The 13085-nt window shown below is 58.0% G+C and carries 9 protein-coding genes; 3 read left to right on the plus strand and 6 right to left on the minus strand.

Annotated features, from left to right (window positions below; translation table 11 throughout):
- Positions 1 to 132: 132 nt before the first annotated feature.
- A complete protein-coding gene (locus AC236I_RS15440; RefSeq protein ID WP_015584648.1) occupies positions 133 to 717 on the plus strand; it encodes a Maf family protein in 585 nt (194 codons plus the stop codon).
- A gap of 465 nt (positions 718 to 1182) precedes the next feature.
- Here AC236I_RS15440 and rluC read toward each other — a convergent pair whose 3' ends face one another.
- The gene (gene rluC, locus AC236I_RS15445) at positions 1183 to 2136 is read right to left on the minus strand and encodes a 23S rRNA pseudouridine(955/2504/2580) synthase RluC (protein ID WP_015584649.1); all 954 of its coding nucleotides are present in this window, start codon (positions 2134 to 2136) and stop codon (positions 1183 to 1185) included.
- Positions 2137 to 2964: 828 nt separating this feature from the next.
- On the opposite strand from rluC, the gene rne reads away from it, so the two are divergent.
- Positions 2965 to 6243, plus strand: coding sequence for a ribonuclease E (gene rne / locus AC236I_RS15450; protein ID WP_325946017.1), 3279 nt, complete (start codon positions 2965 to 2967; stop codon positions 6241 to 6243).
- A gap of 696 nt (positions 6244 to 6939) precedes the next feature.
- On the opposite strand, the gene AC236I_RS15455 is transcribed toward rne, so the two are convergent.
- Positions 6940 to 7968 (minus strand): LysR family transcriptional regulator, encoded by a 1029-nt coding sequence (locus AC236I_RS15455; RefSeq protein WP_160873617.1) that lies wholly within the window; start codon positions 7966 to 7968, stop codon positions 6940 to 6942.
- A 16-nt stretch (positions 7969 to 7984) separates the two neighbouring features.
- On the opposite strand from AC236I_RS15455, the gene AC236I_RS15460 reads away from it, so the two are divergent.
- On the plus strand, positions 7985 to 9199 hold the full coding sequence (locus tag AC236I_RS15460) for an MFS transporter (RefSeq protein ID WP_377349181.1): 1215 nt from the start codon (positions 7985 to 7987) through the stop codon (positions 9197 to 9199).
- Between the two features lie 54 nt (positions 9200 to 9253).
- On the opposite strand, the gene murJ is transcribed toward AC236I_RS15460, so the two are convergent.
- The 4 genes from murJ to rimJ all read right to left on the minus strand — a co-directional run bounded on the left by murJ (position 9254) and on the right by rimJ (position 13069).
- A complete protein-coding gene (gene murJ / locus AC236I_RS15465) occupies positions 9254 to 10789 on the minus strand; it encodes a murein biosynthesis integral membrane protein MurJ (RefSeq protein ID WP_015584653.1) in 1536 nt (511 codons plus the stop codon).
- 112 nt (positions 10790 to 10901) lie between these two features.
- The gene (locus AC236I_RS15470; RefSeq protein WP_015584654.1) at positions 10902 to 11825 is read right to left on the minus strand and encodes a Gfo/Idh/MocA family protein; all 924 of its coding nucleotides are present in this window, start codon (positions 11823 to 11825) and stop codon (positions 10902 to 10904) included.
- A gap of 2 nt (positions 11826 to 11827) precedes the next feature.
- A complete protein-coding gene (locus tag AC236I_RS15475) occupies positions 11828 to 12475 on the minus strand; it encodes a YceH family protein (RefSeq protein WP_004860499.1) in 648 nt (215 codons plus the stop codon).
- 9 nt (positions 12476 to 12484) lie between these two features.
- Positions 12485 to 13069: a ribosomal protein S5-alanine N-acetyltransferase gene (rimJ, locus tag AC236I_RS15480; RefSeq protein ID WP_004860498.1), complete on the minus strand. Its 585-nt coding sequence runs from the start codon at positions 13067 to 13069 to the stop codon at positions 12485 to 12487.
- Positions 13070 to 13085 lie beyond the last annotated feature (16 nt).

A 13085-nucleotide genomic window follows, 5' to 3' on the forward strand; every position in this document is an offset into this window, starting at 1 on the left:
ATATTAACTTTGTAATGTCATAGAGTCAAAGAAAAAGGCAGCCTCAGGTTGCCTTTCGCCATTTATTCGCACACATTGCGGCCCATAGTTTAAAATGATGCTCTTCGAAGCGCTATATGTGGATGAAAAAATATGTCTGAGCTTATCCTGGCATCGACATCGCCCTGGCGGCGAATGTTGCTGGAAAAACTGGCAATGCCGTTTGACTGCGCGGCGCCTGACGTCGACGAAACCCCTCATCCAGGCGAACCCGCCCGCCAGCTGGTGGTCCGTCTGGCACAGGCAAAGGCGCAGGCTCTTGCCGAGCGCTATCCGCGGCACTTAATTATCGGTTCCGATCAGGTCTGCGTCCTCGATGGCGAAATTACCGGCAAGCCGCACAGCGAAGAGAATGCGCGCCTGCAGTTAAGGAAAGCCAGCGGCACAATTGTGACCTTTTATACCGGGCTGGCGCTTTATAATTCCGCCAACGGCCATCTACAAACCGAGTGTGAACCCTTTGATGTCCATTTTCGCCATTTAAGCGAGCAGGAAATAGACAATTATGTGCGCAAAGAGCGTCCGCTGCACTGCGCCGGGAGTTTTAAAAGTGAAGGACTGGGCATTACCCTCTTCGAACGCCTGGAAGGACGCGACCCGAATGCGCTGGTGGGCCTGCCGCTGATCGCCCTGTGTCAGATGCTACGCCGGGAAGGCTGTAATCCGCTGTTGCGCTAGCCGTTTATTCTGCCGGGCCGGAACCGCCGTTCTGGCCTGCTTCTTTGCCCTGGGTTTTCCCGTCTCAACCAGCCATCTCTTTTCCCCTGTCGACTGAAATGACCGTGGACTCACTCACGCGTCGACCCCGGCTGCCCATTACCCCGCCAGCCTGATTAGAGGGCGCGGACTGTCGGTCTGTTTATCCATCCGCTGGTGGACGACACAACACGGCTATTGCCGAAGTCAGGATGGCGCTGACAACAGGTCAGTGGCTGCGGGGAGCGAGTCGACCGCTGTCTGGCGCCTGACCCGGAGGTCTGGCGATGGAGTACACCGGCAATCTTGATTGGTTGTGGTATGGGCATATCGCGCAGGCGCGGCGTGCTGCGGATGAATTGACCCGGAGAGGTGTAAAGGTCGCGGTGAAGGCTGGCACAGCGACGCGGCAGATGACAGCGGCGGACTCACCGTCCGCCGGGACGATCATTTGCTATTACGTAGCACCTGCAGGCAGCGCTTCAGCTGGTTATCCAGCGGCGCTTCGACACGCATTACTTCCCCGGTCCCCGGATGAGTAAATTTCAGCGCGGCGGCATGGAGGAACAACCGATTCAGGCCGGTGCCAGCCAGCTGTTTGTCAAACTCGCGGTCGCCATAACGGTCGTCAAAAGCAATCGGGTGGCCCGCATACTGCGTGTGAACGCGGATCTGATGCGTACGCCCGGTAACCGGACTGCAGCGAACCAGCGTCGCGTGCGTATAGCGCTCTTCAACCTTAAAGCGCGTCTCCGACGGTTTTCCTTCCTGACTGACGCGAACGATACGTTCGCCGCTCTGCAGAATGTTTTTCAGCAGCGGTGCCTGCACCACTTTGGTGTGCGACTGCCACTGCCCGCGCACCAGCGCCAGATAATCCTTCTGCATCCCTTTTTCGCGCAGCTGTTCATGCAGCGAACGCAGTGCGGAGCGCTTCTTCGCCACCAGCAGTACGCCGGAGGTATCGCGGTCAAGGCGGTGAACCAGTTCGAGGAAACGGGCTTCCGGACGCAGCGCGCGCAGGCCTTCAATGACGCCGAAACTCAGGCCGCTGCCGCCGTGCACCGCGGTACCGGAAGGTTTATTCAGCACCAGAATATGGTCATCCTCATACAGAATCACATCGGCCAGCGCCGACACCTTCTGCAGATGCGGGGAGACGGCTTCTTCTTCACGCTCGGCAACCCGAACGGGAGGAATGCGGATTTCGTCGCCGGCTTCCAGCTTGTATTCCGGCTTGACGCGTTTTTTATTCACCCGCACCTCGCCTTTACGCAGGATGCGATAAATCATGCTCTTCGGTACGCCCTTTAGCTGCGTACGCAAAAAGTTATCGATGCGTTGCCCCGCTTCATCGGCGGTAATGGCAACCATTTTTACGCTTGGAGTCTCAGTTTTCATGGTGCGCGATTCTAAATAGCCCGACGCATTAGCGCCACTCATTTTTATATGCTTATATTTATCATTATCCGGTTTTCATTGAATGCTTCATCAGCGTTTTGTTTGTTATTAGAACAATCTGTATGCGCTGGTGAAAAAACTGTGAGTAACCGGGTGATAAAAGGTAAAAGTCAACTTGCTATAACAAGGTTAGCAATGGAATAATGATGCCGTTTTCCGTGTTGAATCTTGTTAGAACAAGAAATTAGCGGAATGACCAATTTTGTCTGACCGATCATCCACGCAGCAATGGCGTAAGACGTATTGATCTTTCAGACAGTTAGCGGGCTGCGGGTTGCAGTCCTTACCGGTACAGGCCTCTATGGATTTCACGTCGCAGGAAGGCGTCGACTCCGGGTATTCCCGGGTGCTCTACTCAGTCCGCTGATTGAGATGAGCGGGTTAAGCCACTACATCTGTAATGTGAAAGACGACGAGATATACGCAAAATTATTCAGGATGCGCCAAGGCGGCGAAAGAGAGAATCTCCGGAACTGACATCATCAGTAGGTCAGCGACAGGGGTGAACGAGCAAGCCGAAGCAGAAGCAACCTGAAAAATGACGTGTATAAATGGAATCTTCTCTGGTGATACATCCCAGGCTGTTCCCCTGCTAATTGCGCTGTGTTTCCGTTTGAAATACAGGCGACCGACACTCTGCGCCTCTTAAGCGCGCGACAACCGTGAGGTTGGCGACGTGAAACAGACACGAGGCCATCGGTTTTCCCCGGCAAGGCAATACTCTGCCCGCAGCTTAGTCGTCAATGTAAGAATAATGAGTAAGTTACGATGAAAAGAATGTTAATCAACGCAACTCAGCAGGAAGAGTTGCGCGTCGCCCTTGTTGATGGGCAGCGCCTGTACGACCTGGATATCGAAAGCCCCGGGCACGAACAGAAAAAAGCGAACATCTACAAAGGCAAAATTACCCGTATTGAACCTAGCCTTGAAGCCGCGTTTGTTGATTACGGCGCCGAGCGTCATGGTTTCCTCCCCCTCAAAGAAATCGCCCGCGAATACTTCCCTGCCAACTACAATTCTCACGGTCGTCCGAATATTAAGGATGTTCTGCGTGAAGGTCAGGAAGTAATTGTTCAGATTGATAAAGAAGAACGTGGCAACAAAGGTGCCGCGCTCACCACCTTTATCAGCCTGGCGGGTAGCTATCTGGTACTGATGCCGAACAACCCGCGCGCGGGCGGCATTTCACGCCGTATCGAGGGTGACGACCGTACCGAACTGAAAGAAGCGCTGGCCAGCCTTGAGCTGCCGGACGGCATGGGGCTTATCGTGCGTACCGCGGGCGTCGGCAAATCTGCCGAAGCGCTGCAGTGGGACCTGAGCTTCCGTCTGAAACACTGGGAAGCCATCCAGAAAGCCGCTGATAGCCGCCCGGCGCCGTTCCTGATTCATCAGGAAAGCAACGTCATCGTGCGCGCCTTCCGTGATTACCTGCGCCAGGACATCGGCGAAATCCTGATCGATAACCCGAAAGTGCTTGAGCTGGCTCGCCAGCACATCGCTGCACTGGGTCGCCCGGATTTCAGCAGCAAAATCAAACTGTACACCGGTGAAATCCCGCTGTTCAGCCATTACCAAATCGAATCGCAGATTGAATCCGCCTTCCAGCGCGAAGTGCGCCTGCCTTCCGGCGGGTCAATCGTTATCGACAGCACCGAAGCGTTAACCGCTATCGATATCAACTCCGCTCGCGCCACCCGCGGCGGTGACATCGAAGAAACGGCATTCAACACGAACCTGGAAGCGGCCGATGAGATTGCCCGCCAGCTGCGTCTGCGTGACCTCGGCGGCCTGATTGTCATCGACTTCATCGACATGACGCCGGTGCGCCACCAGCGCGCGGTTGAAAACCGCCTGCGCGAAGCGGTACGTCAGGATCGTGCCCGTATCCAGATCAGCCATATTTCTCGCTTCGGCCTGCTCGAAATGTCGCGTCAGCGTCTGAGCCCGTCGCTGGGTGAATCCAGTCATCACGTCTGCCCGCGCTGTAGCGGTACCGGCACCGTTCGTGATAACGAGTCCCTGTCGCTCTCGATCCTGCGTCTGATTGAAGAAGAAGCGCTGAAAGAGAACACCCAGGAAGTTCACGCTATCGTGCCTGTGCCGATTGCGTCCTACCTGCTGAACGAAAAACGCGCTGCGGTGAGCGCCATCGAAACCCGTCAGGGCGACGTTCGCGTGATCATCGTCCCGAACGATCAGATGGAAACCCCGCACTACTCCGTGCTGCGCGTACGCAAAGGCGAAGAGACCTCTACCCTGAGCTATCTGCTGCCTAAACTGCATGAAGAAGAGATGGCGCTGCCTGCGGACGAAGAACCGGCCGAGCGTAAACGCCCTGAGCAACCGGCTCTGGCCACCTTCGTGATGCCGGACGTACCGCCTGCACCCGAGCAGGAAGTTCCTGTTGCCGCACCTGCCGCCGCAAAACCAGCGGTTGCCGCTGCCGCGCCGGCGCAGCCTGGTCTGCTCTCGCGCTTCTTTGGTGCCCTGAAAAACATCTTCTCCGGTGCAGAAGAAGCTAAACCGGCAGAACCTCAGGTAGAGAAGAAAGCCGAAGAGAAACCGGAACGTCAGCAAGAACGTCGCAAACCGCGGACCAACAATCGCCGCGACCGCAACGATCGTCGTGATAACCGTGATAACCGCGACGGTCGTGATAACCGCGATAACCGCGCTGAAAATAGCGAAGGCCGTGAACCTCGTGAATCCCGCGAGGAAAACCGCCGTAATCGTCGCGAGAAACAGCAGCAGAATGTCGAGCCGCGTGAATCTCGCCAGACGGTGACCGAGGATGCTGAAAAAGGCAAAGCGCGCGATGAGCAGCAGCCGCGTCGTGAGCGTAATCGTCGTCGTAACGATGAGAAGCGCCAGGCGCCGCAGGAAGCTAAGCCACAAACGCGCGAAGAGCCGGTAGTCCAGCAGGAAGCCGAGCAGGAAGAACGCGTTCAGACGATGTCTCGTCGTAAACCGCGTCAGTTATCCCAGAAGGTTCGCATCGAGTCTGCGGTCGCAGAAACGGCCGCTCAGGTTGCTGAAACCGCGGCTGCGGTCCAGCCGGAAGCTGTCGCTCCGCGCACGGAACTGGCGAAAGTCGATCTGCCTGCCGTCGTTGAAAGTAACGGCGACCATGACGACAACAACGAGTCTCGCGAAGCCAACGGTATGCCGCGTCGCTCTCGTCGCTCGCCGCGTCATCTGCGCGTCAGCGGTCAGCGCCGTCGTCGTTACCGCGATGAGCGTTACCCGACCCAGTCGCCGATGCCGCTGACCGTAGCCTGTGCATCTCCGGAAATGGCGTCAGGTAAAGTGTGGATTCGTTACCCGGTTGCCCGTCCGCAGGATCAACAGCAGGAAGAACAGCAGGTTCAGGCCTCCGTGACTGAAACTGTCGCTCCTGTTGCTGTCGCTGAAGCTGCCATTGCAGAAGTGGTCGCCCCGGCGGTTGCCGAAGCAGCGCCTGTTGCCGCCGAACAACCTGTCGTAGCCGAAGCGACCGTCGCTGAAGCCGCGCAGACTGTTCAGCCGGAGGTCGCCCGCGAAACCGAGGTTGCTCCGCAGGATATTATCGCCGCAGAAGCGCCGGTAGTTGAGGCAGAAAGCATTGTTGCGCCGGTTGTTGCCGAGCCGGAAACAGTAGCGGTAGACACGGCTGCAGAAGCCGTTGTTGAGGAACCTGCCCCGGTTGTGGCAGCAGAAGCTCCGGCACCGCAGGTCATTGAACCGGCGCCGGTGGTTGAAGCTACTCCGGTAGTTGAAACTGCTCCGGTGGTTGAAGCTGCTCCGGTAGTTGAAGCCGTGCCGGTCGTCGAATCAGCGCCTGCTCCGGTCGTGGTCGCTACACCAGCGGCAGCGGTTGTCGTGTCTCATCGCCACGCCACCGCCCCGATGACGCGTGCTCCGGCGCCGGCCTACGAGCCAGAAGCGCCGCGTCACAGCGACTGGGTTCGTCCGTCGTTTGCCTTTGACGGCAAAGGCGCAGCAGGCGGCCACAGCGCAACTCACCAGGCGACGGCGGAACCTACCCGTCCACAACCTGCCGAGTAAACGCGGTACGTCATAAAAAACCGGCCACAGGCCTAATGCGGGTTACTTAAAGGTAACCCGCATTTTTTTTGCTTTATCGCCGGACAGGGTGATGCCGGTAAACGGTGGTTGGCGCGAAAAGGGTCTGCCGCGGGGGTGCAGTGGAGTATTCCGTTCACTTTTGTGGCATGTTCCGTTCACGATAAATCCGCCACTTTTCTCCCCCCCGCTGCGGGTGAACGGCATTGCGCTGAAAACGGCCGCTGCGCGGTATGCTCCACTCCGTCTTCATCTGGCGGAGGCAAGCCTTACAGGGAGGTGACCTCTTGCCGTCCCCCAACAGCCAGACGGCGGAGACAAAGGTATCGCGTCGCGACGATTTTCCTGCCGCAATGCCGGGTTCCCAGGGCCAGGCGAAACCGGCCTTGTGCCGTTCACCTGTCGCGCAGGAAACAGCAGCGTGCGGAATCTCACGTGAACGGAATATTCCACACAACACATGCGCCAGAGTACGAAGACCCTTTTCGCATAAACCAGCGTAAAAATGACATCCCTGGCTTAACAGCGAACGACGGGACAGAAACTCCTGCAGAGATGTTGAAAACCTGACCACGCCGCATAAAAAACGGTAATCTCCGTGAGATGACGGATTCTTACACCTCTGCCGGATCGGTCAGCCGCCCCTTAAACAATCGATATTAGCCTCTGGCCGTTTCTTTATTCCCCCTCCGGGCGCTGCATCCCGGCAACCTGCGGCATCACTTCGCGCATCAGATCGAGAAACTTCCGCAGGCGGGTCGGATAATAACGCGCCCACGGATAGACCAGGTGGACCGGCAGCGGAGAGGCCCGCCACTGCGGAAATGGCTCAATCAGCCGACCGGCGGCGATATCCTCCGTCACAGCCCAACTCGACACGATAGCAGCCCCCAGCCCCGCCAGCGCCGTATTACGGGCCACATACACGCTATCGGTGCTCAGGCACGGCACAATACCAAACGAAAGCTCCCGGCTATCCTCCTGATGCTGCAACTCCACTTCATGTTGATAAAAGGTACTGATGGCCACCCACGGCAGCCGCGACAGATCCTGAGGTATCGCTAATGCCGGATAGCGCGACAACAGCTCCGGGGCGACCACCAGACTACGCGGAACTTCGGCCAGCAGCACCGACACCGTGGCCGGGTCAACTTCAGCCCCCACCCGAATCGCACAATCGATATTGTCACTGAGAAAATCGACGGTTTTGTCATTCAGCATCCACTCCACCGCCAGCTGCGGATAGCGCTGCAGAAAACTGACCAGCGGCCCCAGCAGCTGCTGCTGACCAAAGGCATGAGGCGCACGCACGCGCAGTACCCCTACCGGCCGCTCGTCGGCGATACTCATCTCGTCCTCCAGCGCCAGCCAGGCATCTACCACCTGACGCGCATGCTGGTAACAGCGTTCGCCATCATCGGTGAGCTTCATCGCATGGGTTGTGCGCAGGATCAGCCGGCTACCGAGCATACTCTCCAGCGACTGCAGACGGCGGCTGACCGTCGCCTGGGTAGTCTCCAGCTGCCGCGCCGCCGAAGAGAGTGAACCGGCCTCGACGATTCGAATAAAGGTCCGCATCAGTTCGATGCGATCTATACGCTCCTGCCTCTTCATTATCATTTTCTCTATACGTGAAACGTATAACCGTTTTACCACCACGCTATCTACCGCGCCAGCGGCATTCGGGGAAGAATAGCGCCATCTCATCTACGAGGACTTCATCATGACCCCGACTCCACTATCCTCCCGCGAGGCAGGCTGGATCATTTTTATACTCGCTCTTGGCGCTGGTTTTAGCGTTGCCTCTATTTATTACGCCCAGCCCCTGCTCCCGCTGATGGGTGCCAACCTGCGCCTGAGCGTTGAAGGGATGGGTCTCGTCCCGACCCTGACCCAGGCGGGCTACGCGCTGGGCATTCTGTTTCTGCTGCCGCTCGGCGATCGCCACGACCGGCGGACGCTGATTCTGCTGAAAAGCGCGGCGCTGGCGGTCCTGCTACTGCTGTGTAGCCTGACAGACCAGCTCACTTCACTGCTGGTGGTCAGCTTACTGATCGGGATGGCCGCGACGATGGCGCAGGATATTGTTCCGGCAGCAGCGATTCTGGCCCCGGCCGGTAAGCAGGGAAAAATGGTCGGGACGGTGATGACCGGCCTGCTGCTGGGGATTCTGCTCTCGCGGACCGTCAGCGGCCTGGTCGGGGCGCTGTTCGGTTGGCGGGTGATGTATCAGGCGGCAGCCGTGAGTATCGCTCTCATCGGTCTGCTGATGTGGCGTATTCTTCCCCGCTTTGCGATTCACTCCACGCTAAGCTATCCGCAGCTGATGAAATCCATGGCGCATCTGTGGCAACGCTATCCTGCGCTGCGACGCGCGGCACTGGCTCAGGGCTTTTTATCCATAGCCTTCAGCGCCTTCTGGTCAACGCTGGCGGTGATGCTGCTCGCACATTATCAGATGGGCAGCGCCGTGGCCGGGGGATTCGGCATCGCCGGAGCGGCCGGAGCCCTTGCCGCCCCGCTGGCGGGTGGTCTGGCCGATAAATATGGCGCGGGAAGAGTCACTCAGCTGGGTGCAGGCCTGGTTACCCTCTCTTTTACCCTGATGTTCCTGATGCCGGTCCTGCCGCCACATGGTCAGCTGCTGCTAATCGGTCTTTCGGCCATCGGCTTCGATCTCGGTCTACAGTCCAGCCTGGTCGCGCACCAGAATCTGGTTTATAGCCTCGAGCCGCAGGCTCGCGGTCGCCTGAACGCCCTGCTGTTCACCGGCGTGTTTATTGGGATGGCGCTCGGTTCAGTACTCGGCAGTCGGCTATACGTGGTCGCCGGCTGGAACGGTGTTGTTGTTCTGGCCGTGGTCACCGGCGCGATTGCGCTCGCGATTCGTCTGCGGGAAAGCGCCCGTCTGGCATCCGTAGCGCGCGCAGTCCGATAAAAAAAGACCCGCTCCGCCATGCGGAACGGGTCTTTTTCAATCCGGCGAATGACCTCAGGCCGTACGTCGGGCAAACTCTTTTACCCGGAAGCCCAGCGCCATTAAGGTGGCAAAATACGCCACTACGCCCGCCGCCACAACCGCCATCAGGCGCAGCAGACGGAACGGCATGGAGCCCTGCGACCACTCCGGCATGATATACATCATACCCAGCAGCGCCGCCGACATCACCAGCACCGCAACCACCAGGCGCAGCAGGAAGGAGAACCATCCCGGCTGCGGAGTAAAGATCTTTTGCTTACGCAGCTGCCAGTACAACAGACCGGCGTTAAGACAGGCCGCCAGGCCGATAGAGAGCGACAGCCCGGCATGCTTCAGCGGGCCAATAAAGATCAGGTTCATCACCTGGGTCATAATCAGCGTAACGATCGCGATTTTTACCGGGGTTTTAATGTCCTGCCGTGAATAAAAGCCCGGCGCCAGAACCTTAACGACAATCAGTCCCATCAGTCCGACGGAGTAAGCCACCAGCGCGCGTTGGGTCATCGCCGCATCAAACGCGCTGAATTTCCCGTACTGGAACAGCGCCACGGTGAGCGGCTTCGCCAGGATCCCCAGCGCCACGGCGCTTGGCAACGCCAGCAGAAAGCACAGGCGCAGCCCCCAGTCCATCAGGCGGCAGTACTCATCATGATTACCGCTGGCAAAGCTTTTTGACAGCGATGGCAGCAGGATAGTCCCCAGCGCCACGCCAAGGACCCCGGACGGAAACTCCATCAGGCGATCCGCGTAATACATCCACGACACCGAACCGGATACCAGGAACGAGGCAAAGATGGTGTTGATAATCAATGAAATCTGGCTGACGGAGACGCCAAGGATCGCCGGCCCCATCTGTTTGACCACCCGCATTGCGCCGGCATCTTTCAGGTTAATGCGCGGCAGAACCAACATGCCAATCTTTTTCAGATGCGGCAGTTGATAGGCCAGCTGCAGCACGCCGCCGACGGTGACCGCCCACGCCATCGCCAGCATAGGCGGATGGAAATAGGGTGCGGCAAACAGAGCAAAACCAATCATACTGACGTTGAGGAACGTCGGAGCGAAAGCGGGAACGGAAAAACGGTTCCAGGTGTTGAGAATCGCCCCGGCTAGCGACGCCAGTGAAATCAGCAGAATATAAGGAAAGGTGATGCGCAGCAGCTGGGTGGTCAGGGTAAATTTATCCGGGCTGTCGGCAAAACCGGGCGCGGTCACGGTAATCACCCAGGGTGCCGCCAGCATTCCAAGAACGGTAACGACCGCCAGAACCAGCGTCAGCAGGCCAGAGACATAGGCCACAAACACGCGGGTCGCATCTTCGCCCTGCTTGCTTTTATATTCGGCAAGAATGGGAACAAATGCCTGAGAGAACGCCCCTTCAGCGAAGATACGGCGCAGCAAATTCGGTAATTTAAACGCGACGAAAAAGGCATCCGTCGCCATCCCTGCGCCAAAAATTCGGGCGACGATAGCATCACGCGCAAACCCCAGAACGCGTGAAAACATGGTCATCGAACTGACTGCTGCCAGTGATTTTAAAAGGTTCATTAACGTGTTATTCCACAACCCTGAAGTAAAACGCCCGCGATTGCGGGCGCTGGAAAGTGGCGATAGTCTACCGGGTTCGTCATGAATTACTACTCCCAGATGTTACAACCAATTATTCACTCATTGCCTCGCGCCAGAGTTTTTCGACCACCCGTTGCGCCAGCAGCGCCTGTTCACCCGCAGTTTCCGGAACCGTCTGATTTTGCACGCATTCGATGAAGTGGCGAGCGCAGCCGGCAAAACCCCGTTGCTCGAGCGTGGTTTGCCAGCCCGGAACCGGGCGCATAATCACCCCCTGACCGCGCTCTTCCTGCCATTCACGCATATCACAGACGGCGTACAGTCCGCCGTCAGTCACCGCCTGCACCCACTCCCGCTGACTACCGGCACGCCGGTGCATGCTGGTGGTGACCTCCAGTTGAGGCGTGCTGAAGTGGTGTTCGGCGTAGAGCATTTCGCCCTGGGCCGTGGTATGCAGCGAGCCGCCGCTCAGGCGCGCGGTACCGCCCGCCAGCCACAGCGCGGTATCCACCACATGCAGATAATCATCCAGCAACGTAAAACGCAGATCGTGGCCGACGCTGTCGCTGCGATGTTTATCCATGCGCAGCGATGCGGCGCCGCCCATCTGCGTTTTGAGTTCACGATACAGCGGCGCAAAGCGACGGTTAAAACCGACCATCAGCGTGAGCTTGCGGCGCGCCGCCAGTTCGACCAGCGACTCTGCCTCATTCAGCTTATCGGCCAGCGGTTTATCCACGCACACATGCACCCCGGCATGCAACAGGCGGCTCACCACCTCAAAATGCGAAGCCGTTGAAGTATGCACAAAGACCGCGTCACACTGCGCCGCCAGCTGCTCCAGCGAGTCGGCATAAGGAATGCGCCAGGCGTCGCAGATGCGTAGCGCTTTCTCTTTACCCGGCGACCAGGCCGCCTGCAGCGTCCAACCGTCTGCGGCGCCCAGCACCGGCAGCCAGGCCTTCTGCGCGATGCCCCCTAACCCCACCACGCCAATGCGTAATTTCGCGGTCACGATTAATCTCCCAGGTGAGCCAGCAGCGAGGCCAGCCGCTCTTTCAGTTCCGCGACTTCGCCTTCCAGCGCCTCAACCCGCGCGAGAAGATCATCGGCCGGCGGCGAGACGGCCTCGACGGCGGTAATAAGCGAGTCCATATCATCGCAGAACAGATGCATATAGCGGGATTCTCGTTTCCCTGGCTCGCGCGGTAGACGAGCGACGAAAGGTCCGTCATCCCGGGTTGCCAGCGTTTCCAGCACGCTCTCCACTTCCGCCATATCGCTAAAGTCATACATTCGCTGCGCTCGGCTGCGCAACTCGCCCGGCGTCTGCGCGCCGCGCAGCAGCAGCGTCGTCACGATCGCCACTTCCGCCGGAGACAGTTTCAGATCGCCAAACTCGGAATTACAAAAGCGCTGTTCATATTTGGTCACCCGATTGCCGAAACCGCTGACCGTACGCAGGTAATGGCGTTTGACCAGGGCATCCAGCAGATCCTGAATATCACTTTCGCTCAGCGACATCACCGGCTCACGATTGGTTTTCTGATTGCAGGCGGTCACCACCGCATTGACCGACAGCGGATACTGCTCAGGCGTGGTTACTTGTTTTTCCAGCAGACACCCGATGACGCGCGCTTCGTGTGCGGTTAACTGATATTTCATGCTCTCTCCTCAGCGACCCGGAGTCCAGTCCGGTGTCGTCAACGCCGTCAGTACATGGTCACGCCACTGCCCGTCAATCAGCAGATAATTTTTGGCGTACCCCTCTTTTTCAAAGCCAAGACGAGCCAGTAAATCGCCGCTACGTTGATTATGCGGCATGTAGTTGGCCATGATGCGATGGATATGCTGCGTGCGCTGCATATAGCGAATCGCCGCGGTCAGGGCCTCAAACATCAGCCCCTGGCCTTGCCACTTCTCGCCAATGGAATAGCCGAGGTAGCAGGCATGAAACGACCCGCGAACCACATTGGAAAAATTTGCCACGCCGATAATCTCTTTCTCTTCCGGATCGAGCAGCGCAAAATAGAATGCCGAGCCCTGTTTATGAAACTCGGAAATCATCGATAAACGCGCCTGCCAGCCAGAGGGGTAGCAGTGGCTGTCATCGCGCACTGGCTCCCAGGGTTTTAAGAACCCTTTATTCTCCGCGTAATAATCGGCCAGACGCCAGGCGTCACGATCGTATACCAGCCGCACCACCAGCCTGTCCGTCGTCAAACGCACCTTAGGTACGTTACTGCGATAGCCAAACATTCCCTTCTCCTGTTCC

Source organism: Klebsiella sp. Sb-30 (assembly GCF_057652795.1).